Here is a 26003-nt window from a genome sequence, read left to right on the forward strand (position 1 = left end):
GTAAGCAGGTGGAAATTTTCTTTTCTATCTTGTTAGTAATTTGCATAAGAACCAGTTTGTTCACCAGGAAACTAATCCTAACGTACTTTTACAGTGAGTAAAAAAACTATTTTTTTCAGGGCATTTATCTTTTGCCTGATGGTTTATTTTTCTTCTGCATGCAGCAAAAAACCTATAACGGCAAGCACCTCAACATCCATTTTCCGTGTTATAGGTTATTTGCCTGGCCGGGAAAACTTAGTACAGTCTGCAAATACAATTGATTACGGTAAAATTACACATCTGAATATTGCATTTATCAATCCTGATTCTGCCGGAAATTTGCAGGGAACAGAAAACCTGAAAGCTGTTGCCGCGATTGCGCATTCAAAAGATGTTAAAATAATGGTTTCCATTGGCGGAGGCAGTGCTCCCAAATATTACCCCTCATTTTTAATTGGAGAAAAAAAGACAAAATTAATTGCCGATCTGGTAAAACTGGCTGTTGAAAATAATCTGGATGGAATTGATGTGGATCTCGAAGGTGATTTGATTGATACCAATTATGAGAACTTTGTCATTGATCTGGCTGCGCAGTTGAAACTGAAAAACAAAATGATTACCGCTGCTATCGCTACTGCTTACAAAGATCAGTTCACAGATAAGGCTTTGTCGCAATTCGATTTTGTTAATATCATGTCTTATGACAGAACCGGACCGTGGAATCTTGCAAAACCCGGTCCGCATGCACCTTACGATATGGCCGTTGAAGATGTTGAATACTGGAATAAAACGCGGGGCATTGCAAAAGAAAAACTGAGTCTGGGCGTTCCCTTTTATGGATATGGTTTTGGAGGAACAGCACCTGAAAGTATTTCCTGGAAAAGTCTTTTGCTCACTTACCCGGATGCCATTCAAATGGATGAATTCAACGTAAACGGCGGTGCAATCTATTACAACGGGATTCCTACAATTCGTAAAAAAACTACATTGGCTTTGGAAAAAACCGGCGGTATTATGATCTGGCAATTATTACAGGATGACAATGGTCCGCAATCGCTTCTGGGAAATATTCATGATGTTATACAGTCCAGCGGGAAATAATGGTTATGCTTTTCGGGAAAATGAATAAATACTTCGCCGCACTTGTTGTTTTATTGTTTTCTGCTTTCCCCGTTTTTTCTCAAAACGTTAAAATCCAGATCGTTGCTCCAAAAGAATTTAAAGGACGCAAAGCCATTTTGCTTACCAGGGAAAAAGGATTTGCTGCTATCGTACATTCCATCAAACTGAATTCTGATATATTTAATCTGGAAATTGCCAACGATCTGGTTCCGGATCTTTATCAGCTTCACGTATCCCAGGTTAAAGGTTCACTGTTTTTCTTTTTAGAATCCGGTGCAAAAATTCAGCTTGATACCGCGGATGTTTCGAGATCCATAGTAACCAATTCAAAAAGTAATCCTGACTGGAAATTATTTCAGGATAGTCTTCAAAAACCTTATGACCAGCGGATTCTTGATTATGCAATAGGAGAAAAACGTGCACGTAAAGAAAGAAATGCAGATAGTCTTAATTTCTGGGTTGACAAGCAAGCGATTGAAAAAGAGGACTTTGTCAGGAAAACAGGTGAATACATTGCAAAACATCCGGATTCATATGTAAGTCTGTATCTCTTGAAAATCAATTGGTATGCTTTTAAAAATGACAGGCTTTTTGAAAAACTGGATAAAAGTCTGGCTGGTCACAGAACGTATAAATTTTTAGAGGAGAAAAATCGGAAAGCTGAAAATCCGGGAGTTTTGGGGCGGCGTTTGTAATGATGGGGAGTGAAAAGTATCTGGCTATAAAGATATTATTAAGGGTTTAATTCTTCTTAAACTGCAATAGCCTGGTTGAATTAGTATATTTAAATCACATTTAACTTATTACCATTCAAATATTTAGATTTGAAGTCTTGACTATTCTCACACCACACTGCTATGACAAAAAATAATCCTGATGTCGACAAATACATTGCAGGTTTTCCAAAGGAAATACAAAAGCTTCTGGAAGAAATGCGGGTTACTATTTCCAAAGCTGCGCCGGATGCAGAAGAAAAAATAGGCTACGGAATCCCGACTTTTACACTGAACGGGAATCTGGTCCACTATGCTGCTTTTAAAAATCATATTGGATTCTACCCGGCTCCGCGCGGACTTGAAGCATTTAAGGAAGAATTATCTGAATATAAGGGTGCGAAAGGATCGGTACAATTTCCGTTTGACAAACCACTTCCACTGGATTTAGTGGCTAGAATTACAAAATATAGAATTGAACAAAATCTGTCCAAATCTGACTCAAAAGCTAAAAAGAAACCATCCGCAAAACCTTCAAAACTTTCAGATCAGGAGCAGGTAACCGCGCATATCCAAAAACTGGATCTTGAGCTGGGAAAGGTTGTTGAAACGATACGGCAAATAATATTAAGCACAGATAAAGAAATAGGAGAAAGAATAAAATGGAATAATCCCAGCTTTTACTACACCGGCGAAATGAAACCATTCGATCCAAAAGAGTACAAAAGTGATATAGCGGTGATGAATCTGCATAAAGGAAAAATAATGATCGTTTTCCCAAGCGGAGCAAAGGTTAGCGACACAAGCGGATTGCTTGAAGGTGACTATGAAGATGGACGTAGAACTGTGATTTTTAAGGATTTGGATGATGTGAAATCGAAGGAAAAAGCTTTGAAAAATGTGGTGAAAAAGTGGCTTGCTTTGGTAGAGAAATGATTGGGGAAAGAGCGATTTATTAAATATAATTCTTATTTTTAGAGTATGGAGATCAAAACAGTAATTACCATAGATGAAGATATTTTAGGCGGTCAACCTGTCTTTACAGGAACCCGTGTTCCGGTGGAAACACTTTTTGATCATTTAGAAGCAGGTGTTGCACTGGACGATTTTTTAGAAGATTTTCCAACAGTATCCAAAAGGCAGGCCGTTGCTGTTCTGGAAACCGCTAATAAATTTCTTACATCTAAAAATATCGAGCAGTTATATGCGACTGTTGCTTGACGAAAATTTACCGAAGCGTTTAAAGTCTGATTTTCCTGAACATGAAGTTTTTACCGTTCGGGATAAGGAATGGAATGGCGTAAAAAACGGAGAATTACTTAGGTTAATGCTTGCAAACAATTTTGACGTTTTACTGACCTTCGACAAAAATCTTCAGGATCAGCAAAACTTTTTAAGATATACAATTACGGTTTTTGTGCTAACAGCACATATTAATACCTACATGGAGCTTACAAAACTTTCAAGACAAATTAATGATCAATTGAAATCTGATAAACTGGCAATTGGACCAATAATTATTAAAGCAGATTGAAAATCGTTTTACCGTAATTTTCTATTTGCAAATCGCAAATCAAAACGGACAATATAATTTTCTATTTGTTTCCGCAGCCCAAACCAACTAACTTTACAACATAATCTCATAGGGGTGCCCTACCTAACGGGCTGAGATCATACCCATATTACCTGATCCGGATAATGCCGGCGTAGGAAGAGAAAGCTAAACTTAGGACTGGCAAAATCATATTAAACGTATTGGTTTTCAAGCTTCATCAAGTTGGCTGAATCGAATAAATTATTTTATTGTACAAAAAGGATAGGTGGCCCCTTGCCTGTTCGTAACAATGATTGATCGCAATGCGAAACGTTACGACTTGTCTTTTAACACTCGTTATGAGCACTTTATTGAGCATATCTGTTTTTGCTCAAAAAACATTGACCGGTCAGGTTACCGATCAGGATGATGGAAAACCGCTGCCCGGCGCAACGATCAGGGCCGGTGAAATCCGCGGCACCACTACCGACGCAAACGGGAGATTCACACTCCGGAATATTTCTGACAATATCGGTATTCTGGAGATTTCTTACATTGGTTACCAAACACTAAAATTGGAAAGCGCCAATTTTACAGATGGGAAATCCACTGACATAAAACTACAAAAAAGCACATTTCAGGCCGATGAAGTGATCGTTAATGCAACGCGCGTTACGGACAAAACCGGAATGGCGTATACCAATGTTACCGCCGAAGCTTTGAACAAGCAAAATCTGGGACAAGATCTTCCGGTTCTTTTAAATTTCACACCATCACTGGTAAGTACGAGTGATGCGGGTGGTGGAGTTGGCTACACAGGGATCAGGATCCGGGGCACAGATGCGACGCGGATTAATGTAACTGTGAATGGGATTCCATACAATGATGCTGAAAGTCAGGGTGTTTATTGGGTCAATATGCCGGATTTTGCATCTTCGGTTAGCAGTATACAAATCCAGCGCGGGGTGGGGACTTCAACAAACGGCTCTGGTGCTTTTGGAGCAACGGTTAATATCAGTACCAATCAATTCCGTAAAGAAGCTTATGCTGAGCTTAATAATTCTTACGGCTCTTTTAATACATTTAAAAATACATTTAAAGTTGGCAGTGGTCTGATTAAAGACAAATTCACTTTTGACGCCCGTTTGTCACGCGTTTCTTCGGATGGTTTTGTCGACAGAGCTTCTTCTGAATTGCATTCTTACTACTTATCAGGCGCTTATTTTGGCAAAAAAAGTTTTGTCAGGGTAAATGTATTTTCGGGTAAAGAAAGAACCTATCAATCATGGAATGGTGTGCCGGAGGCAAAACTTAAAGGCGATCGCGAAGGAATTTTATCTTATATAGACCGGAACGGACTGGATGACCAGGACGCACAAAACCTGATCAATGCTAATGATCGTACTTATAATTCCTACACTTATAAAAACGAAGTTGATAATTACCGCCAGGATCATTATCAGGTTGTGACTTCGCATACGCTAAACAATAACCTGACTTTGAATGTAAATGGTTTTCTGGTGCGGGGTTTGGGTTATTATGAGCAGTATCGTAAAAATGACAGTTTCAGTAATTACAATCTGCCGAATTTAATTTCAGGAAGTGATACCATTACAAAAACGGATATAATCCGCCGCAGATGGCTTGACAACTATTTCTATGGATCCACATTTTCTTTGGATTATAACAGTTTCAAAAAGCTGACAGCCAGTCTTGGTGGTGGTTATACTTATTATACCGGTGATCATTATGGTGAAATCGTCTGGGCAAGAAATGCAGGTGCCACAGAAAATGAACAACGTTACTATTTTAATAAAGGTGTAAAAAAGGATTTCAATATTTATGGAAAACTTTACTATCAGTTTACTGAAAAGCTAAACGCATTCGGGGACTTACAATACCGCAGCGTCAGTCATAAAATTGATGGAAAAGATAATGAAATGGTCCAGATGAATTTTGACCAGTCGTATTCTTTCCTCAATCCAAAAGCAGGCTTGACGTATCAACTAGCGCCACAGAGTTCGGTTTATGCCTCTTACAGCGTTGGAAATAAAGAGCCTAACCGGGATGATTTTGCAGCCTCAACTTATCAGCTTTTTCCAAAAAGTGAAAGACTTAATAACGTAGAAGCCGGATTTCGGATGCAGCGTGGCAAATGGATGGTTGCAGCCAATTATTATCTGATGCATTATAAAAATCAGTTGGTACTAACCGGCCAGATCAATGACGTAGGAAATTCAATCCGTGTGAATGTGCCGAAAAGTTACCGGACTGGAATTGAGCTGGAAGGTGCTATTGCGTTTAATTCACATTTTAAATGGAACGCAAACGCGACATTCAGCCAGAATAAAATTGCCAATTTTACCGAATATATTGTCAATTATGATACTGGAGGTTATGACCTGGTCAATCATGGAAAATCTGATATTTCATTTTCTCCAAATGTGATTGTAGGAAGTCAGTTCACTTACAGTCCTCAGAAAAATCTTGAATTTGCATTGTTAACAAAATATGTCGGAAAACAATATCTTGATAACACTTCCACTGAAACCCGCCGTCTTGATGCTTATTTCACGAATGATCTTCGGCTAACCTATACTGTGAAACCGAAGTGGATCAAAGAAATTTCCTTTAATTTCTTGCTGAACAATATTTTCAGCGAACGTTATGAGTCAAACGGGTATACCTATGGTTATATCAGCGGTGGTGCATTGACGCAGGAAAATTTCTATTTCCCACAAGCAGGCCGTAATTTTTTAGTTGGTGTTAATTTTCATTTTTAGGTTTTTATAATGTTGATAAATAAAAAAAGAACGTCTGGTGGCGTTCTTTTTTTATGATATGTAATGAGGGAAAACATTCAAAGTGTTTCAATTGTAAGTCAGTTGCCGGAAGTATTACGGTGCTCTGCACCTTGCGGGTCAATTATTTTGTCGCTCTTTCCTACAAGTATTACGGTGCTCTGCACCTTACAAATCAATTATTCATTATTGCTTCCTACAAATATTGCGGTGCTCTGCACCTTGCGGGTCAATTATTTTGTCGCTCTTTCCTACAAGTATTGCGGTGCTCTGCACCTTGCGGGTCAATTATTTTATCGCTCTTTTCTACAATTATTGCGGTGCTCTGCACCTATAATCATGGATAAATTTATATTCTTACAAATGCAGTTAATTGATAGGTGCGGAGCACTGTAATATTTGTAGCCCAAGGAATTTGAAATGGAAATTAAGGTGCAGAGCACCGTAATAACTAAAGCTCCATATGTCAACTCAAAATTTCCTTATCTCTCAGCATTCCAATATATTTCTCACTATTCAATCTACCAGAAAAAAAACTGTCTGCCATTTTTTCATCCGTCAATTTCAATTGGCTTGAAACCGTTTCCATCAACTCCGGACTTAATGGTGCTTTACCCACGTATGTAAAAACAGCTTGTTTTTTACCGTCGACAACCAGATAATGCAACTGATGATGATCCTTTTCCGAAAACGATTCAAAACCTTGTTTTTGTAACACCCTCTGTATATCCTTACTTTTTCTAGCTTTCATTTGATCGCCTTAACAATGGTCAACAATTTATTTTTTAGCACAATCGCTTCATCTGATAAAGCTTCATCAGATTCCAGACCGAAATTTTGATACAAGGCGTGGAAAGTAAAATTAAACGCTGCCTCCGATTCTTCTCTGGTTGTTCCCCAAACGCAAATGTCCAATGGTTGAAAGGAGATCACATATGCATGATTCTCGAAATTGACTTCACAATTTAATTTATCATGCAGGACGTATAATTTTTCGTCATATTTAATGATGTCCGGACTGTAAGGATAGGTTCCATGCTCCATTTCTTCGATCAAAAGAACCTTTTTGATATCCTTTTTACTCAGATCAGTGGAAGCATCTTTACCTCCTATCTTGGCATATATTTTGGCAAAGCGATAAACAATTTTCTCTTTTTTTACCTTTTCTTTTTTCGGGAAATACAAATCGGTAAAACTTTTATCCGGCTGTCTGAGATTCAGTTTTTTCCCTTTTGCATCAATCAGAAAAAGCTTAAAGGGCCTGTCGGATGACGTTGCGGTGAAAAGTGGTTTATATATCCGGTTTCTTTCTTCAGGAGTATATTTAATGATCGCCTGATTCATATATTGCGGCTCTTCAAAATTCCCGAAGAGGATGTTTTTTTTAAATTCAGAAAACGCATTTCTTTTCCAGTCGTCAATATCTGTTGTGAAAAGACTTGGCGGTTCAACAATATTGGAAGCAACCGCAGCTTCGAAACTGCTGAATTTTAGATCAACAACCAGTAATTCCAGTTCTTTTTTGAGCCCCTCCAAAACCTTTGGTGATCTTTCATAGGCAGCCCGGAACTTGTCATTTTTCAAAAACTCAATTTCAATAAAATTTAGAAATGAAGTATTGAAATTATTCAAAACCGTGATCACGGAGGATAATCGGGCCGTATGCCCGGCAGTTTGTTGAGGGTCAATCTGAAACCTAAAAGCAATTCTCCTTAATTCTTCCAACATTATAAAACATCCTTTAATAAATAGGTAACCACAAAGATCATTGTATCTCACAAAATAATGGCAGTTGAAGTGAAAATATTTTGAACTTTTTACAAGACCTTATAAAACGAAGACTGCCTCAGTTCGAGGCAGTCTTCGTTCAAAAGAATATTGATTTTTTTTATTCGCTGGAAATCCTTTTCCTGGCTGAATACATCTTAGTGGCGGATAAGAATTTTATTAGCGTTTTGCGTACCGTCGGTTCTTAAAACCTTAACGATATACAATCCATTAGCCAATCCTTTTACATTAATTCCTTCTGTTGAAGAAATTGATTTTGACATGTGAACCAGCTGTCCGTTTGAATTAATAATTGAAAGTTCTTTAACCGTCTCAGCGGAAATATCTTTCACAAAAATTTCACTCGATACCGGATTAGGATAAACTGTAACTGCCAGATCATTCCCGTCAAGTGATGCAGTTTCAATACGGCTGTAAGCGTATGTACCATCTCTGTCCACCATTTTCAACCGGTAATAATTCGTATTGCTTTTTGGAGCAGAATCAATAAATTCATAATTTTTAGATTCGGAGCTTTCGTAACTCGCTAATACCTTTCCAAGAGTGTTCCATTGTTTAGCATCTGTACTGTGCTGAACATCGAAGTATTCGCTATTTACTTCCTGGGTAGTTTTCCAATTTAAAACAACATTTTTATTGTTTTCCAATGTTTGAACTTTCGCTGAAAAACTGGCAAGCGTTACTGGCAGCGGATCAATTGAGTAGGTATAAATAAGACAAACTCCGCCAAGTGCCGATGTTACTTCCTGGCTTGAAGTATTGCCACCTGAATTTGTAATTGTTTTTGAAGCAGTGCCTGATATAGGAAACGTTATAGTTCCTGTACCTATGTAATTAGGATTAAAAGCGGCAATATTTGTTGTATTTGTTTTTCCTGAGGTAATATCAAAATAGGATAACGAAGAGCCGGTTGGGATTTCGATTGGATTTTGATTGTCCGGATTTGGATCCTCGTCATTGGCGAACGACTTCGTCGTAACAAGATTGGACAAGGTTCCGGTAGTAAAAGGGTTGCTAATTTTTACACTGGCACCAATAATCAATTTTTGAACCTCCGTGGTTGTCGTTGTTGATACCAGAATGGTAGGATTAGATACCAGTGAAGAAGTAAAAATCTGAACGCTTGACAAAGTTGCTGACGGATTGATTGGAACAGCTTTGTCGACAGTTACAGATTGGTTAGTGAAAGGTGTCAGGGTTGATACCGAAACGTTACAATTAGTAATGGTATTTGTTTTTCTGGTTAACGTTAACCCACCTTCCGGAACTGTATTAGCACCCGCAGCTGCTGTAAATTCCGTGGATGGAATTGCAGTTAAAGTAGTAAAACCACTTGTTGGAAATTCATAATCCACAACATAATTAACTCCGGATCTGCCGGTCAAAGTAAAGTTTCCATTGGCATCGCTGATAGCATAAGAAACTATAATATTGTCGCCACCTGGAACAACGCGGGTCAGACGGGCCAGAATGCCTGGAAGATTCTGTGTGCCTCCAATAGTGACTGTGCCGTTAATTTGTGCGTCGTGGTTACTGCTGTAATCCGGAGCGGGAAGTACCGGCAACGTTTGACAAATCGCGCTTGCAGAGCCAAGCGCCAGAAAAAGGAATAACGAAATTTTTGCGAAAGGTTTCATAAAAGTTATTTACATAAATGATTTGATTGTTGAAGTTTTTCAAATTGTTGAGAATGCCTGCTACCTGAGAATGTTTATATAAATCAAAAGTAACCTTTGGTAACATAATGATATAAGACATGAAATATCATGCAGGTAAACCTGCCAGAATTCATAATGACATCTTAAAACAATATGTTAGCGGCGGTGATTATAAGTGACTTACCATGATTCGATCATAGCATTATTCAGTATGACAGACGGGTTTTGAAAAATACTTTATTAACGAGGAGGTGTGTGAAAATTTTGATCATGCATAATCAAAAAAATTCTATTGAGACTAGAAATATTTCGAGTCAAAAGTAGGAAAAATTAAAACAAGAAGATTGATATAAAATATAACGAATCGAAGAATTTTATAAAAACAAATGAATTACTACTTTTTATGATCGTTATTTTCTAGCTTGTTTGTAGAATTATTTCTATAACAAAACATTATTTATTGAACATATGATGAGTTTCCCAATTATAACGGTTTACTGAGGTATCCTTGTCTGGATTTAATTAGTAAAAATTCGATAGTACAAAACAAATAATTGGAGATTTATTACTGTCGACCCTGAACAGTTAACCATTTCTTTGAGCCTTTATCATAAGCAAATTGATACAGTGTCTCTGCATCTTCACCTTTTACTGGTAAGCTATAATCAAATTCGATTCCATAAACCATCATATAACCTTTTTCATCAAACCGAATGTTTTGAGCTTTGTCATTGCCTCGGGGTCCCAGATTTTTCAATGAACATTCTTCTTTGACATCCCCGGTAAATTTTCCATTTTTTGTCAATTCAATGGAGTAAACAGCAGAAGTACGCGCACTTCCAAAATACAAACGTTTTTCACCTGTTAATCCGCCTACAAAAACAGCAAATGCATCATATCCTTCCAATTTGTCAACAACGTCGCCGTCTTCAGGATCAATAACATAAATTACTCCGTTTTCTTTGTTTTTATTACTGCCTGCAACACTGGCCGCATATATCTTTTTACCGTGGCAATCATAGTAAATGCCTAATACTGCCAGAGGATAAGTACCTGCGGAGCTGTCAGCTTTGGCAAGTTCCGTTAACATAGCCATGTTTCCGGTTTCAGAATCCAGCTTATAAATTTTGTTCATCTCCCTCCAGCTACTCGCTTTTTCAGCTTTTGGAAGCGGAGCGGTGAATGTATTTCCGTCGCTATCTGACGTAATACCGCCCATAAAACCATGTTGAGCCCAACTGCGGTCCTGATATGTTTTTTTGCTTGCAGAATCAGCCATATTTCTCGGGTGTTCAATCAATACTACTCCTGTATAACCTGGCTCCGTTGTTGACAATCCTGAACGGGTTGGATCAAATTCAAGCGTTTTGATAAATGAAGGGGATGACCGGCAGGAGGTGATACCAATTTGTAGCACTTCTTCCTTGGTCATTTTTTCATCGCAGGATGAAAATGTAAAAAGGAAAATAATAAAAAATAAAATATTGATGAATTTCATGTGACTTGATTCTGGCGAATATTTGTTTCCTGAGGCTGTTGGCTTCAATGATATCACTATAATACTAAAAATCCCGTTCCAACAATTATCCCAGGGAAAACACTTCGCTAATTCTCGTATTTTAGTTCATTCCTTTATCCTATAATTCCTACCTTTGCGGCATGAAATTGAAAAATGATCTTTTGCTTCGCGCAGCACGTGGTGAGAATGTAGAGCGTACTCCTGTTTGGATGATGCGCCAGGCCGGACGAATTTTGCCTGAATATCGGGCCGTTCGTGAAAAGGCCGGAAGTTTTATCCAGCTTGCTACAACACCGGAACTTGCAGCCGAAGTTACCATACAACCTGTTGATCTGCTTGGCGTTGATGCTGCTATCATATTCTCGGACATTTTGGTAGTTCCCGAAGGAATGGGGTTGCCGTACGAAATGGCTGAACAAAAAGGTCCGGTTTTTCCGACAACAGTTAATACCATTGCTGATCTGGATAAACTGAGAATTGCTGATCCGGCAAATGATCTGAGTTATGTTCTGGAAGCCATTCGTCTTACCAAAACGGGCCTGGCCGATCGTGTGCCGTTAATTGGATTTGCAGGTGCGCCATTTACCATTTTCTGTTATATGACCGAAGGAAAAGGATCAAAAACTTTTTCAGTGGCGAAAAAACATCTTTATGCCGATCCGGAATTTTCCCATTTGTTATTACAAAAAATAACAGACAGCACGATTGCTTATCTGAAAGCACAGATTGTAGCAGGTGCAGATATGGTTCAGATCTTTGATTCATGGGCAGGAATTCTGTCTCCGGAACAATATAAAACTTTTTCTCTTCCTTATATCAAACAAATCTGCGACGCGATCACCGAGGCGCCGGTTACGGTTTTTGCCAAAGGAGCATTTTTTGCAAGAGAGGAAATCGGTAAACTAAATTGTGCGGTTGTCGGACTGGACTGGAATATGGATGTCATCGAATCGCGTCAGTTAATTCCAAATAAAACCTTACAGGGAAATCTTGATCCTTGCGTACTTTATTCTTCCTTTGATCAAATCCGTGCGGAAGTGAAGAAAATGGTAAGCCAATTCGGGACACAGCGTTATATCGCCAATCTGGGACACGGCGTGTATCCGGATATGCAGCCGGATAAAGTAAGATGCTTCATCGAAGCAGTAAAAGAATACTCTGCTCTTGGATAGGGACACAGAGAACCACAGAGTTAAAAAGAGGGACACAGAGGTATAATTTGTTACTGTCAATGTCTTATTAAATTTTCTCTGTGGCTCTCTCCTGAACTCTGTGGCCCTCTGTGTAACCTAAAAACTCCATGTCCCAAACAACAAAGTGCGTTTTCTTAGATCGTGATGGTGTTCTTAATGAAGATCTTAGCGATTATTTACATACACTCGAAGAGCTCGTGATTCCCGAAGGAATGCCCGAAGCTTTGAAATCATTGAAAGAAGCTGGTTTTTTATTGATCGTGGTTACCAATCAGGCTGGAATTGCGAAGGGTATGTATGGCCCGGAAGCCGTTTATGCAATCCATGAAAAAATGCAGGAGGTTTCCGGAAATGCTTTGGATGACATTTACTTTGCTCCTTCACATCCCGATTTTACCGGAAAATCACTTTCCAGGAAACCGGATTCTTTGATGCTTGAAAAAGCAATTTCAAAATATAATATTGATACAGCCCAATCGTGGATGATAGGCGACAGGTCAAGAGATATGGAAGCCGGACGAAAGGTTGGCCTCAAAACAATTCATATCATTCCTGAAAATGAGACTTCAGCAGGAGATTTCACCGCTGTCAGTTTATTTGAAGCGGCAAAAATAATTTTAGCTCAAATAAATTAAGCGCGTACTTTAACCGGCTGTTTCTGAACTTTCACAGCAGATCCGTAAGCCGGGCACTGGTGTTTTGTGCATGAAGATGCAAAACCGATCGTACCGCAAATTGTCAAAAGAAGGAATACCTTTTTCATATAAGATTTTTAGAGTAGTATATTAACGTCAGGTTATAAAACTTATTTCTTTGAATGAGTTCGTAAAAGTAACGAACTCATTCAAAGAACGTTATATATTTCGTCAAATTTTTGTTTCCACAAGCTCTTCTTCTGTTTCCGAAGGAACTTCATCCCTGATTACCGGCGTAATAAAGGATTCATCTTTGAAACCAAGAATTTTTAACATAGAATCGCTGTCCTGCTCTTCTGCAAAAACTTTGGTGACAATTTTTCCTTCTTCATCACGGTCGATCAGAACATGTTTTGGTGCCGGAATCAGACAGTGCTGAATTCCACCGTAACCGCCCAGAGATTCCTGGTAAGCGCCGGTATGGAAAAACCCAATGTATTGTTTTTCAGCCTCTTCCTCAAAAATCGGCATATACAAATCCGCACTGTGCATTTCACTGTTATAAAAATCCTGCGAATCGCAAGTCAGACCGCCCAGGTTTACTTTTTGGTACGGACTATCCCAGTTATTGATCGGAAGCATGATATATTTCTGGTTCATACCCCATGAATCAGGTAGTTGGGTGATAAACGATCCGTTGATCATATACCAAAGCTCCTTATCGTTTTGCAGTTTTTTATCAATGATCTCGTAAATCACCGCGCCGCTTTCTCCAACGGTATAACTTCCGAATTCCGTAAAAATATGCGGAACAGGAACGTTGTTTTTGTTACAGATCCACTGAATATTTTCAATGATTTCATCAATCATCTGCTGGTAATCATAACCAGCCTGTAACGAAGTCTGGATTGGAAGTCCTCCTCCGATATCAATCGAATCCAGTTCCGGACAAATTTTCTGCATTTCGCAGTATTTGAACATAAACCTGGTCAATTCACTCCAGTAATATGCACTGTCCTTAATTCCGGTATTGATAAAAAAGTGAAGCATTTTAAGCTTAAAACGAGGATTACTCTCGATTTTATCTTTGTATAACTGCTGCACATCATTATAGCGAATGCCTAAACGGGACGTATAAAAAGCAAAGTTTGGCTCCTCATCCGTCGCAATACGCATTGCAAAATTTACAGTATCTGCGGTAACCTGCTGCTCGTATGATTCAATTTCTTTCAGGTTATCCAGAATTGGAATAACATTGAAACCTTCGTTGATCAACTCACTCAGATATTGTGTATAAAGTGGTCTTTTGTATCCATTTGCAAGAATGTAAGTAGACTTGCTGATTTTTCCGCGGCGGTATAATTCACGGATGATCGGAATATCAAAAGACGACGAAGTTTCCAGGTGTATATTATGCTTCAGCGCCTCTTCCAGCACAAAACTAAAATGCGAAGATTTGGTACAATAGCAATAAGTATAAGTCCCCTTATAATTATGGCGCTTGAATGCATTTTTGAAAAACATATTCGCATTACTAATATGTTCACCGATTTTGGGCAGATAATTAAGTTTCAGAGGCGTACCATGTTCCTTGATGATGTCCATCAGTGGTACATTGTTGAACAGCAATTCATTTTTGTCAACGTTAAATTCCATCGTTGGGAACTCGAACGTTTGCTGAATCAGGTCAATGTAGCTTTTCATTTATTTGTTTTCGCGGATAGCAGTTAGTGGATTTGAATAAATAATTGAACTTGTTTTGTTTTCACTTTCATTCTTCGGATCTCTCTTCAACGTTCAGATCACTATTTCTAATACTCTTTCTGCTTAAAAGAAAAGACCCGAAATTTGGGCAGAATATGTATTATTTCCAAACATCATTTGACTTTAAAACATTCCGTGCGATTACTTTATCACGGATAATTTAAAGTTCATACGTCAAATTGCCTGTTTGGTACTTTTCTGATAGCTTCTTTTAATTCCAGTCGCTTCCTTTGAATTACGATTTACAACATGCTTAGATACTTTTTTAATCTTAAATCAAAAAATAATTATTTATCCGGGCTTGATCTGATATAAATAAATTACAATTTGCTGAATCGTTAGATTCTTAGATAAACAGGTTGCTGCGTTGCAAATGTTGCCGAAAATTTTGACCCCAAAGTTACAAAGCGGCGTTAACAATTTAGTAATCAATAAATTAATAAATCATTAAATATTTAATCATACCATATTATAGGAAATAGGTTGAAAATGAATAGAAAACTTTAAACATTCTTAAAGTTTTCATAGTTTTTATCATTGGAAAATTTCAACTTTGTCCTGTGAAAGAACGAATTATAAAAGAAGCATTCAAACTCTTTTGGCGCTATGGCATCAAAAGTGTGACGATGGATGATATCGCGAAGGATCTCGGTATTTCCAAACGTACGATCTATCAGCATTTTCCGGATAAGGAAGCGATTGTAATATTGGTTATAGAACAAGAGCTGGAAAGTCAGAAATGCCAGATGGATAAAATGGATGAAGATCAGCTGAATCCTATCGAACAAATGGTACTTGGAGCCGATTATATGCGCGTTTCTCTGGCGCATATGAATCCTGTGGTTTTCCATGACCTGAAAAAATATCACCCGCTTGCCTGGGATTTATTTCATCAGTACAAACACGAATATATCACAAAAGGTATCCGGGAAAATCTGGTGGAAGGTGTGGAGACGGGGCTTTACCGGAAAGAAATAAACGTCGATATGTTATCGATACTTCGTATTGAACAGGTATTGATGGCTTTGGATCCAAACATTTACCCGGCAGACAAGTTTAATATGATGAATGTGCAGATGGAATTTGTCCACCATTTTTTACACGGAATTCTGACTGAAAAAGGATTTGAATACTATACTAAATATAAAGAAGAATCAGCAACAACTTTTACCCATGAGAAATGAACGATAACCGGTCAAACTTCCCGGTTATCGTCTTGCAACAGATAAAACTAATTTGAGATATTTATATAACCTACTGAATATTTTTTATAACCAAATGGATACATTACTAGCACAAATTTTACCTGACCTATGAAATTAACATTAGTGGTAGAAGTGCCAATAACATATTTCAATCGAGTTTTACCTGATGTGCCTAATGAACCTGGATGAGTTGATGAAGTGACTTCCATATATGTTTCAGCATTTGTTAATTCACTATTCGCATCAGAGTAAGCTCTTGACTCTGCTTGAATTATCCAGTTGTTAGTAGAGCCGATAGGCACATTTGTACATGTTAAATAACCTCTTACATACATTGAACCATAAAATGGAATATATAAAGCCCCGCCTTGGATATACTCAGAATATGGGCCTACCCTGAGATTTTTACTGAAAGATTGTAATGTACGTTTTTCAATTTTGTTTATGTAAATACCACTTTCTATGTCAGTTTTATTAGAATTTTTTAATCTATTAATAAGATCGGGTTGACCTGTGTAATTTTTCAACTCCTTGACATATTCAGTCGTAAATTGGAATAGACTATTTCCCAACATAACAAGTCCCTTTTCATTTACGATCGATTCTATCAATGATGGTAACTTTTCATCTGATTCTTGTTTAAGCGACAATTCTGAATTATTAACCGTGTTCCTTAGCTTTAAAATGGATGAATCAATCGTTTGTTTTTCTGAAACATCATTTTTTTCTCTGAATGAGGTAAATCCTTTTATGTCTTCAAATGCTTTAAGTACTTTATCACGTTCATCTATATTCTTGGCTTGTAAAATTGATATCAACTCTGAGGTATTTCTAAGTTTTAAAAAATCAGTTTCCAAAGTTGGTGTTATCTCTTGAAGTGGAATGTTTTTGTCTTGAATCTCTTGATCACTGATAGCAACTTTTTCGTCCTTTTTACATGAACAAAAAAGAGATAAACTCAGGCAAAAAATGACTAGCTTTTTCATAGATCTTACAAGTTTAGTTTATTGTATATCATTTAATTATAAATGGACACATAAATATAGTTTTTTAATATGAAATCAAGAATAATTATAACATTTGTATTATTTATTTTTATTTATACAAATTCATCTGCGCAGGAGGCGAGTTTTACGGTTAAAGAAGCCGTCGACTATGCCATCAAGCATAACCTGAATGTAAAAAGTACCCAACTCGATGCTGTTTCTGCGGAAGCCAGAATCGGCGAAGTGCGTGGTGCGGGTTTGCCTCAGCTGGCTGCCAATTTCAATTTAAGTGATAACGTGATTATTCAGCGCGTTTTCCTTCCAGCCAATGCTTTTGGAGATCCAAATGTACCGGCTGACGCTCCACCAGTAGCAGTACAATTTGGAGTAAGATACTCAGGAAGTGCATCGGCGACGTTGAACCAGTTAATTTTCAGCGGTTCCTATTTTATCGGTTTGCGCGCCGCAGCTACGTATCGTGAATTGGCGAGCAAAAATATTACACAGTCGAAAGTTACAGTTGCGGAAGCTGTTACCAAAGCCTACTATTCTGCACAGGTTTCGGAAGAACGTGCCAAAGTTCTGGATTTAAATATCAGTCGTGTGGATTCATTGAGACGTGAAACCAAAGCGATGAACGAAAGCGGATTTGTTGAATTGCTTGATGTAACGCGTCTGGAAGTGCAAATCAACAATCTGGTAACTGAACGTCAGAAAGTTCAGAATTTGATTGAACTGAGTTATACGCTTTTGAAATACCAAATGGGTATGCCGCTTGATGAAAAAATTCAGCTGACGGACAAAGTGGATGACCTGAATATTGAAACGTTAAGAGGTGATTTTTCTGATTATAAAGTGAACTACAACAGCCGGATTGAATATTCGGTATTGGATACGCAGCTAAAACTGGCCGGTCTTGATCTGAAAAATATCCGTTCCGGTTATCTGCCAAGTCTTTCGACTTCTTTCGGATATGGTCATAACAATGGGCGAAATACACTTCCGGATCTTTTCGGAACAAAATGGTTTAATAACTCTATACTTGCCTTGAACCTGAACATCCCGATTTTCGATGGTTTTGTCAAAAAATATCAGGTTGAACAAAAAAAGGTTGCGCTCGACAAAGTAAAGCTTAACCAGAAATTGCTTGAACAAACCATTGACATGCAGTCCCAACAGGCAGCCATCAACATAAAAAATGCTTTTGCTACTTTGGAAACGCAGACTAGAAATGTTGATCTGGCCAAGGAAGTTGTCCGGGTAACCAAAATCAAGTACAAAGAAGGTGTTGGTTCTAACATTGAAGTCATCAATGCAGAATCCGCTTTCAAAGAAGCGCAAACAAATTATTTTTCTGCACTTTATGACATGCTGATCGCGAAAGTTGATTTGAGCAAAGCGAAAGGAGAGCTTTATAATGATTAATGGTTAAGGGTTAATTGTTAATGGCGGCTTATACTATGACCAGGCCGTGAACAACTAACCATCTCTTATTAACCATTAACAATTAATAATTAACCATTAAAATTTTATCATGAAAACACATATTCTATCTATCACAATTGCTGCTGCTTTGCTGGCTTCTTGTTCAGGGGAGAAAAAGGATGGATTGGCAGGCAAAAAAGAGGAACTCACCAAACTAAAATCGGAACAGAGCGAAACTGAGAAAAAAATAAAAACACTTGAATCAGAAATAGCGAAGCTGGACACGACCAAAAGAGTTGAAACAAATATAAAAGTTGTTACAGTGAAACCGCTTGAAGTGGGCACTTTAAGTCATTATGTAGAATTGCAGGGTTCTATTGATGCTAAAAACAGTGTGATGGTAACGCCAAAATCCGGCGGGGTGATCACGGCGGTTTATGTACGTGAAGGCGATCAGGTGAAAGCCGGAACTGCAATGGCTAAAGTCGACGACAGTATTTTGCGTGAAAGTATTGAGGAAGTAAAAACGCAGCTGAACCTAGCCAACACGATTTTTAACAAACAGAAAAATCTGTGGGACCAGAAAATCGGTACTGAAATACAGTTTCTACAGGCGCAGAATAATAAAGAAGGCTTGGAAAGAAAACTTTCTACTTTAAACACGCAGCTTTCTCAGTCGCGGGTTTCTGCTCCGATTTCGGGTGTGGTGGATCAGGTCAATGTAAAAGTTGGAGAAACGGCTGCGCCGGGCGTTGGCCTTTTCCGCGTTGTTAACCTTGGAAATCTGAAAGTGGTTGCCAAAGTTTCTGATACTTATGCTGCGAGTGTAAAACGTGGTGACGAAATTCTGATCAGTTTTCCTGATTTGAACAAGGATTATACGGCAAAAGTCTCTTTTGTGGGCACAACAGTTGATCCGCTGAGCCGCACCTTCCTGATTGAAGCAAATCTTCCTTCCAGTCCAGCACTGAAACCAAACATGACTGCGAAAGTCCAGATCAACGACGTGACGAAGAAAAATGCGCTGATCATTGACCAGAATATTATTCAGGGAACTGAAAAGGGACAGGTTGTATATGTAGCGGTGAACGAAAACGGCAAGAAAATGGCTAAATCAAGAATTGTGAAAACTGGTTTGATTTACAACGGAAAAATTGAAGTAACGGAAGGCTTACAGGCAGGAGACGAAATTATCACGACCGGATACCAGGAGGTTTCGGACGGACAAACGATTTCGTACTAACATTCACTTTCAGCTAGCATACCCATGAAATTTGAAGATCATAAAACCCTGAGTTTTACCAACTGGTGCGTAGAGAATAGGACTACTATTTACATCTTTACGGTTATCATCACGCTGGCTGGCTTTGTGGTATACAACAACCTGCCCAAAGAGCAGTTTCCGGATATTAAAGTACCGCAGATTTATATCAATACGGTTTATTTTGGTACCGCTCCCGCCGACGTGGAGAACACAATTAACAAGCCCATTGAAAAGCAATTAAAATCGATCAATGGTGTAAAACATATCAAATCAAACGCTTTGCAGGACGTTTCGGTAATTCTGGTGGAATTTACACCTGATGTTGACGTAGCCGATGCCTTGCAGCGGGTGCGTGATGCCATTGATAAGGCCAAACAGGATTTGCCTCAGGAACTGGATTCCGGCCCGACGGCTCAGGATGTGAACTTTTCGGAATTTCCGATCATGAACATTAACCTGGCCGGTAATTATTCGCTGAAACAATTAAAGGAATATGCGGAAGATTTACAGGATGCAATTGAAGCCATGCCGGAAATCAGCCGGGTGGATATCGTTGGTGCGCTGAACCGTGAAATCCAGATCAACCTGGATCTGCCGCGTATGCAGTCCACTGGTTTGACTTTTACAGACATTCAAACTGCCGTTCAAAGTGAAAACATTAACGTTTCAGGTGGTGATCTGAAAGTTGGAAATATGCGCCGGACGCTCCGTGTAAAAGGTGAATTCCTGAACATGACCCAGCTTGCAAACCTGCGTATCCGTACCGGAACAGGAGCGGTGGTTCGTCTGGGTGATATTGCCGAAGTGACGGACAGTTTTGAAGAACAATTGGATTTTGCCCGTCTGGACAACAAATCGGTAATCACGCTGAACGTAATCAAAAGAGCCGGATCCAACCTGGTGAAAGCGGCTGATGATATTGAAGTGATCATTGACAAAATGAAGGAATCCGAATTGCCGCAAGGGCTGGATATCCGCATCACAGCCGATCAGTCGGAACGTACCCGTGCGGATTTGCATGAACTGATCAACACGGTTATCATCGGTTTTATCTTCGTGGTTTTGGTACTGATGTTTTTCATGGGTATCCGTGACGCGATTTTTATCGGACTTTCCGTACCGCTTTCTGCGTTGGTTGCCTTTGTATTGATGCCGGTTTTAGGCCCGTTGATCGGAACTTCTTTCACCTTGAACACGATCGTACTTTTTGCCTTCCTGCTCGGGATTGGTCTTGTGGTGGATGATGCGATTGTGGTAATTGAAAATACCCACCGTTTGTTCAACAATCATAAAGACTGGACGATCCAGCAGGCTGTAAAAGCTGCGGCGGGAGAAGTTTTCGTGCCCGTACTTTCCGGAACCTTGACGACGATTGCGCCGTTTTTTCCGCTTCTTTTCTGGCCGGGCATTGTCGGGGATTTTATGAAGTTCCTGCCGCTGACGCTGATTTTGACTCTGATGTCATCACTTTTTGTGGCTTATGTGATCAACCCGGTTTTCGCTGTAACGTTCATGGGCCGTCATGAAGATGAAAAAGAAAAACATGATACAAGCATCAAAGCGATCATGCGTCCGATGTTGATTTTGGCAGCGATGGCACTGGTTGGTTATTTTGTCGACCGCGGTGTGGGCAATTTCTTTGTGATCATCCTCGTGCTTTTTGTTTTCAATCATTACATTCTGACGCCAAGAATTCTTGTTCCTTTCCAGGACAGATTATTGCCGGCGCTTAAAAATAATTACAAAAAACTGATCACATGGCTGATCAAAGGATACCGTCCGGTGTTTGCGATCCTTTCGATGGTCGTGCTTTTGATTGCGACGTTTATCATTGTGGGTATTGCCAAACCGGAAGTAACATTCTTCCCGAGCGGTGACCCGGATTATATATATGTGTACAATAAACTGCCTTCCGGAACTGATGCGCTTACGACGGATTCGATTACCAAGGTGATTGAGAAACGTGTGTTCTCAGTTTTGAAAACGGAGAAAGCGATGGGAATCGTGAACTCGGTTATTTCCAATGTTGGTAAAAATGCCGGTGATCCGAACAACCCGGACCGTGCCGCAACGCCGCATAAGTCCAAAGTGACGGTAGCTTTTGTGAAAAGTGAAGCCCGCGACGGCCGCTCGACGCAGGAATTACTGACCAAAGTACGTGATGCAGTAGCCGGAATTCCCGGAACTGAAATTTCCGTAGAACGTGAAAGTACCGGTCCGCCAACAGGAAAACCAATTTCGATTGAAATTTCGGGTGACGATTTTGAGAAATTGCAGTTATTGGAAAAAGATCTTTTGAAACGTGTACAAAACTCCGGTATCGCGGGAATTGACCAGTTGAAGTCCGATCTGGTAACGAACAAACCTGAAATCACGATTGATATTGACCGTGAAAAAGCTCAGCGCGAAGGGATCAGTTCATCGCAGATCGCGCTGTCAATTCGTACCGCACTTTTCGGTCTGGAAGTTTCCAAATTCCGTGATGCAAAAGATGAATATCCGATCATGGTCCGTTTGAAAAAAGACGACCGTCAGCAGATTGAAAAACTGTTGAGTCTGAACATTGTATACCGTGATATGAATTCCGGCGGCGCGCTTCGTCAGGTTCCGATCACGTCCGTAGCCAACATTTCTTACTCGACAACATTCAGCCAGATTAACCGGAAAGATCAGCAGCGCATTGTGACGCTGAGCTCCGATGTTTTGCCGGGATATAATGCCAACGACATTGTGGCCCAGATTCAGGAACTGGTGAATAACGTGAAAGTACCAAGCGGATATACCGTGAAAATGGGTGGTGAGCAGGAAGACCAGGCCGAATCCATGAACTTCCTGACCGGCGCATTTGGTGCAGCAATTTTGCTGATTTACCTCATTCTGGCTACACAGTTTAACTCGGTTGTGAAACCGCTGATCATCTTCTTTACCATCGTGCTTTCGCTGATCGGGGTATTGCTTGGTTTTGTGATTTTTGACAAAACATTCTCCGTGATCATGTCCGGTGTGGGTATTATTGCACTGGCCGGTATTGTGGTGAAAAACGGGATTCTGCTCATTGAATTTATTGATGAACTTCGCGGACGCGGTTACCCGCTTCGCAATGCAATCATCGAAGGAGGCGCAATCCGTCTGACGCCCGTATTGCTGACAGCTTCGGCGGCAGTACTGGGTCTGATTCCGCTTGCATTCGGTATTACGCTAGATTTTGTAGGGCTTTTCCGCGATTTCGCACCGAATGTGGTGACAGGCGGAGCAAGTTCCGTATTCTGGAATATCCTCGCCTGGACGATCATCATGGGACTTACCTTCTCAACCATCCTGACGCTTCTGCTCGTTCCATGTATGTATTATGTTAACGAAAAAGTCCGCGACAAATGGTTCCGAAAAGGCAAGCAGGAAGTCATCAATCCAAACTGGCAGAACGAAAGTATTTAAACTCGTTTGTTTTTTAAACGCAGAGTTACGGGAGTTTTTCGCAGAGTTTCACAGAGATTATTATGAAAATAAAAAACTCTGCGAAACTCCGTGTAAAACTCCTTTACTCTGCGTTTAATTTTAATTAGTTTTGCAGCCTTGGAAAATTACGGGATGTGGCGCAGCTCGGTAGCGTGCTTGCATGGGGTGCAAGAGGTCGCAGGTTCAAATCCTGTCATCCCGACAAAACAAAAAATAAAGCCTATAAAATTGATTAGGCTTTATTTTATTGTTAATAACAATTTTTTATTGTCGGATTAGGCATTTTAGGACTTATCATTAGATTTTTATCATTGAATTTGAATCTTAAATTAATTAAAACCTCCATTTTAAGCCCTATATCTCTTCTATAAATTTCTTTGTTGGATACAAAAAATAGCTTAACATCTGAGTAATCGATATCAAGTGGATTTCTAAATTTTGTTTTAATAAAATCATATAGTGTTGTTTCAAATTTCTCCTTTATATTACTTGTTTCAAAACCTCTTGAATTATCTATGTTTTTTAATTCTACTAGGGTAAGACCATAACCTGATTTATTACACTTCCGTATTATTAAACAATCGATAGAAGCTGGCCTCTCTGCAATATTTAACGAGTTATAAAACTTATCAACTTTTATAATTACATATGATGACGGCAAAACTTCATTATCAAACGTTACACATACATCATTTTCACAACATGTATCTTCAATTAAAGTTGACAATATCTCATGATTCTTTACTTTACTAATCATTGTTTTCCTCTAAAAAATTAAAACGTTCATAGTAAAGTTGTTCTGAAACATCTTGAAAGTTTTCATCGTTTATGCCATTCTCCGATACCTTCATGTCACTATTAATTGTAGTACCTTCATCACAAGTTACTAAATGGTAAACCTTTATTTTTTGATTATCAATTTCTCCTTTAATTAATAAATTATTTAATTTATTAAACATATAATTACTATGAGAAGTGATAAATACTTTAAGTTTGAGTGTTGATAGTTTAGCAAATATTTCCATGAGCTTAACTTGAACTTCCGGATGCAAGTGTGCTTCTGGTTCTTCTATGAACAAAATATCATATCCTCTATCTTTTGTTCGCCTCTTTAATCTATAATAAAATTCATCGTAGAAAAAAGGGTCTCGATTTTTTGCAGAAGAATACTTATTATTTAAAATATGTTTAAAGTAAAGTACTAGAGGCGATAACTCTGCGACCATAGAAGACGCTTCAGATAGATTCAACTCAAGCTCAATTCCTTTTGGCTTGTATAATATTCTCCGAGTTTTATCATTATAAACTACTTCACCTCTTAGGATATCGTTTTGAAGCAGATTAATAATATCTTCAAATTCCTTATTTATATTTTTTTTATTAACTGTGGATAAGTCAATGAAATAATCCGCAAGAGGTTCAGATAATGAGGGTAGTTCTATACTTTTGTTTTGTATGAAGAATCGGTTTTGAGTTAATTCAGCAATGATTGGGGTAAAAGCGTTTAAAGCTTGATACAGCCCAGAACGACTTGCAGGTAGATAATAAATATCTCGAATATTAAAATCTAGCTTTCTAAGTATTTCGTTCACCTTTGAAAAAATGTAACCCTTAAACTCATTAGCAAATTCTATTTCTGTTGGCTTTCCAATTGCTTTGAATCCATTAACTATTAATGAAAACTTAGTTGATTTTGTAGCTTTTTGAATTATCTCTACTTTATCAAAAGTACCTACATAACTCAAATCCAAGACACCTTCATCATCTGAACAAATAGTAAGCTTCTCCACTTCTGAAATGGATATTATAATTTCATAGTTTTTGTTGGAATACCTATTTTTTAGGTTCTTTAGTGAAGAAAAGGTATTTAACAGCGAATTTTGCAACCCCTGTAAAACAACTTTTTTTAAAGCATCATCAATAAGCTGAGAAAAGTCCTTTGTACAATCTACCGACTTACTGCTCTTTAAACTTTTAACATTTGTATTAATAAAATTATCAAATGCACTATCCTCCGATCTCTCAAGATACAAATAGTTATAATTTCCACTAATTGACTTATTAGTTATGTTTTTAATTAAACAATAAAGACAATAAGTTGCGTAGGACTTACCAATTGCATTCTGACCGTAGATAAGATGTAGATCCTTCTCTAAGTCAAACTTCAAAGTATCAAGTGGTCCGAAATTCCTAATTTCTATTTCCATTTCGATGTATTCAAGTAATTCTCCTCAAATATAAGGTTTAATTATTCCCGCCCTAAAACGATTAGGAATACATTGATACGTATATTTATCTATTCATTTATTCCGATTATATTGAGTTCAATAAGAATCTTAAAAAGAATGAAGATACCGTGTAGAACATACTCAGAGTTTACACCTCAACCTCTTCATCATCCTCCACTAAAACAGAATCCATTTCAAGCTGATATTTCTCCCATTCAAGATGTTTTTGAAGATCACTGGATATTGCTTCTTCGATAGCCAAACTTTCTCTATAATGCCTTGCTTCTGAAATCATTGTCCATTTCGCATTAATATTCATCCGATCAACTTCATCTTTAATATCATTTAAGGCTACCTTGAAAAATTCCTTTCTTGGGTTGACTTTGTTCATTTGCAGACGTAAAAATTTCTTGTGCAATTCTCTTTCCAGTGCGGGTGCATTATCACTATAAATCATTGAATGAACATCGAATTCAAATGGAACACTCGCATCACCCAATTCTTTAACTCTATCCAAAGGCTCCAAACGTCTGGTCATTCCAATCTTGAATACGTTTTCTCCAAAAGAACCGATATTTGAAACAATATAAACATTTCCGGATTTTGTTTGTTGTGCCATAGAAAGGGCACGCTGATTTTTCTCCTCTGCCATTTTCAGGCGTCCTTCCAAATCTAGTAATTTCAATTCATAACCCGCTCTTTGTTCTTCGCTGGCAAGCTCAACTTCCTT

22 protein-coding genes, 1 tRNA gene and 1 riboswitch are annotated in these 26003 nt (G+C 38.5%); of the genes, 13 read left to right on the forward strand and 10 right to left on the reverse strand.

The genetic code is table 11. The features are described from left to right. Positions 1 to 93: 93 nt before the first annotated feature. The 6 genes from LXL81_RS12850 (at position 94) to LXL81_RS12880 (ending at position 6134) form a co-directional block, all read left to right on the forward strand. A complete protein-coding gene (locus LXL81_RS12850; protein WP_234647195.1) occupies positions 94 to 1083 on the forward strand; it encodes a glycosyl hydrolase family 18 protein in 990 nt (329 codons plus the stop codon). 20 nt (positions 1084 to 1103) lie between these two features. Further along, positions 1104 to 1799 (forward strand): hypothetical protein, encoded by a 696-nt coding sequence (locus LXL81_RS12855; RefSeq protein WP_234647196.1) that lies wholly within the window; start codon positions 1104 to 1106, stop codon positions 1797 to 1799. A 162-nt stretch (positions 1800 to 1961) separates the two neighbouring features. Continuing rightward, a complete protein-coding gene (locus LXL81_RS29155; protein ID WP_310589569.1) occupies positions 1962 to 2753 on the forward strand; it encodes a DUF1801 domain-containing protein in 792 nt (263 codons plus the stop codon). A gap of 45 nt (positions 2754 to 2798) precedes the next feature. Beyond that, complete coding sequence (locus LXL81_RS12870) at positions 2799 to 3038, forward strand: DUF433 domain-containing protein (protein ID WP_234647197.1); 240 nt, start codon at positions 2799 to 2801, stop codon at positions 3036 to 3038. Continuing rightward, positions 3022 to 3351, forward strand: coding sequence for a DUF5615 family PIN-like protein (locus LXL81_RS12875; protein WP_234647198.1), 330 nt, complete (start codon positions 3022 to 3024; stop codon positions 3349 to 3351). The genes LXL81_RS12870 and LXL81_RS12875 overlap by 17 nt, the downstream gene beginning before the upstream one ends. A 100-nt stretch (positions 3352 to 3451) precedes the next feature. After that, positions 3452 to 3547, forward strand: a riboswitch (TPP riboswitch). Positions 3548 to 3674: 127 nt separating this feature from the next. Further along, complete coding sequence (locus tag LXL81_RS12880) at positions 3675 to 6134, forward strand: TonB-dependent receptor (RefSeq protein WP_234647199.1); 2460 nt, start codon at positions 3675 to 3677, stop codon at positions 6132 to 6134. Positions 6135 to 6618: 484 nt separating this feature from the next. Here LXL81_RS12880 and LXL81_RS12885 read toward each other — a convergent pair whose 3' ends face one another. From LXL81_RS12885 to LXL81_RS12900, 4 genes are all read right to left on the reverse strand, one after another. Beyond that, positions 6619 to 6903, reverse strand: coding sequence for a hypothetical protein (locus tag LXL81_RS12885; RefSeq protein ID WP_234647200.1), 285 nt, complete (start codon positions 6901 to 6903; stop codon positions 6619 to 6621). After that, positions 6900 to 7880, reverse strand: a complete 981-nt coding sequence (locus tag LXL81_RS12890) for a hypothetical protein (protein ID WP_234647201.1) — start codon at positions 7878 to 7880, stop codon at positions 6900 to 6902. The genes LXL81_RS12885 and LXL81_RS12890 overlap by 4 nt, the downstream gene beginning before the upstream one ends. A gap of 197 nt (positions 7881 to 8077) precedes the next feature. After that, positions 8078 to 9577, reverse strand: a complete 1500-nt coding sequence (locus tag LXL81_RS12895) for a T9SS type A sorting domain-containing protein (RefSeq protein ID WP_234647202.1) — start codon at positions 9575 to 9577, stop codon at positions 8078 to 8080. A 586-nt stretch (positions 9578 to 10163) separates the two neighbouring features. After that, positions 10164 to 11030 (reverse strand): YncE family protein, encoded by an 867-nt coding sequence (locus tag LXL81_RS12900; RefSeq protein ID WP_234647203.1) that lies wholly within the window; start codon positions 11028 to 11030, stop codon positions 10164 to 10166. Positions 11031 to 11257: 227 nt separating this feature from the next. Between LXL81_RS12900 and hemE the strand changes: the two genes are divergently transcribed. Both hemE and LXL81_RS12910 read left to right on the forward strand, forming a co-directional pair. Further along, a complete protein-coding gene (gene hemE / locus LXL81_RS12905; protein WP_234647204.1) occupies positions 11258 to 12289 on the forward strand; it encodes a uroporphyrinogen decarboxylase in 1032 nt (343 codons plus the stop codon). Positions 12290 to 12417: 128 nt separating this feature from the next. Further along, positions 12418 to 12945, forward strand: a complete 528-nt coding sequence (locus LXL81_RS12910) for an HAD-IIIA family hydrolase (protein ID WP_234647205.1) — start codon at positions 12418 to 12420, stop codon at positions 12943 to 12945. On the opposite strand, the gene LXL81_RS29055 is transcribed toward LXL81_RS12910, so the two are convergent. Together LXL81_RS29055 and LXL81_RS12915 are read right to left on the reverse strand one after the other, a co-directional pair. After that, positions 12942 to 13073 (reverse strand): hypothetical protein, encoded by a 132-nt coding sequence (locus LXL81_RS29055; protein ID WP_255713705.1) that lies wholly within the window; start codon positions 13071 to 13073, stop codon positions 12942 to 12944. The two genes, LXL81_RS12910 and LXL81_RS29055, sit on opposite strands and share 4 nt — an antisense overlap. Positions 13074 to 13176: 103 nt before the next feature. Continuing rightward, positions 13177 to 14649: an arginine decarboxylase gene (locus LXL81_RS12915; RefSeq protein WP_234647206.1), complete on the reverse strand. Its 1473-nt coding sequence runs from the start codon at positions 14647 to 14649 to the stop codon at positions 13177 to 13179. 620 nt (positions 14650 to 15269) lie between these two features. On the opposite strand from LXL81_RS12915, the gene LXL81_RS12920 reads away from it, so the two are divergent. Then, on the forward strand, positions 15270 to 15893 hold the full coding sequence (locus LXL81_RS12920) for a TetR/AcrR family transcriptional regulator (protein ID WP_234647207.1): 624 nt from the start codon (positions 15270 to 15272) through the stop codon (positions 15891 to 15893). A 47-nt stretch (positions 15894 to 15940) separates the two neighbouring features. Here LXL81_RS12920 and LXL81_RS12925 read toward each other — a convergent pair whose 3' ends face one another. Next, positions 15941 to 16900: a hypothetical protein gene (locus tag LXL81_RS12925; RefSeq protein ID WP_234647208.1), complete on the reverse strand. Its 960-nt coding sequence runs from the start codon at positions 16898 to 16900 to the stop codon at positions 15941 to 15943. A gap of 69 nt (positions 16901 to 16969) precedes the next feature. Here LXL81_RS12925 and LXL81_RS12930 point away from each other — a divergent pair, with 69 nt between their 5' ends. From LXL81_RS12930 to LXL81_RS12945, 4 genes are all read left to right on the forward strand, one after another. Next, on the forward strand, positions 16970 to 18325 hold the full coding sequence (locus LXL81_RS12930; RefSeq protein WP_234647209.1) for a TolC family protein: 1356 nt from the start codon (positions 16970 to 16972) through the stop codon (positions 18323 to 18325). Positions 18326 to 18434: 109 nt separating this feature from the next. Then, entirely contained in the window at positions 18435 to 19568 is a 1134-nt protein-coding gene (locus LXL81_RS12935) for an efflux RND transporter periplasmic adaptor subunit (RefSeq protein WP_234647210.1), read from the forward strand. A gap of 24 nt (positions 19569 to 19592) precedes the next feature. Continuing rightward, on the forward strand, positions 19593 to 23024 hold the full coding sequence (locus tag LXL81_RS12940; protein ID WP_234647211.1) for an efflux RND transporter permease subunit: 3432 nt from the start codon (positions 19593 to 19595) through the stop codon (positions 23022 to 23024). Between the two features lie 149 nt (positions 23025 to 23173). Further along, positions 23174 to 23247 (forward strand) — tRNA-Pro (locus LXL81_RS12945). Positions 23248 to 23295: 48 nt separating this feature from the next. On the opposite strand, the gene LXL81_RS12950 is transcribed toward LXL81_RS12945, so the two are convergent. The 3 genes from LXL81_RS12950 to LXL81_RS12960 all read right to left on the reverse strand — a co-directional run bounded on the left by LXL81_RS12950 (position 23296) and on the right by LXL81_RS12960 (position 25925). Beyond that, the gene (locus LXL81_RS12950; protein ID WP_234647212.1) at positions 23296 to 23802 is read right to left on the reverse strand and encodes a hypothetical protein; all 507 of its coding nucleotides are present in this window, start codon (positions 23800 to 23802) and stop codon (positions 23296 to 23298) included. Continuing rightward, positions 23795 to 25252 carry an AAA family ATPase gene (locus tag LXL81_RS12955; protein ID WP_234647213.1) on the reverse strand — a complete coding sequence of 486 codons (1458 nt, stop codon included), beginning with the start codon at positions 25250 to 25252 and terminating at the stop codon, positions 23795 to 23797. Before LXL81_RS12955 ends, LXL81_RS12950 begins: the two co-directional genes overlap by 8 nt. 169 nt (positions 25253 to 25421) lie before the next feature. After that, a complete protein-coding gene (locus LXL81_RS12960; protein WP_234647214.1) occupies positions 25422 to 25925 on the reverse strand; it encodes a GIY-YIG nuclease family protein in 504 nt (167 codons plus the stop codon). Positions 25926 to 26003: the final 78 nt, after the last annotated feature.

The organism is Dyadobacter sp. CY356 (assembly GCF_021440195.1).
Taxonomy (GTDB): Bacteria; Bacteroidota; Bacteroidia; order Cytophagales; family Spirosomataceae; genus Dyadobacter.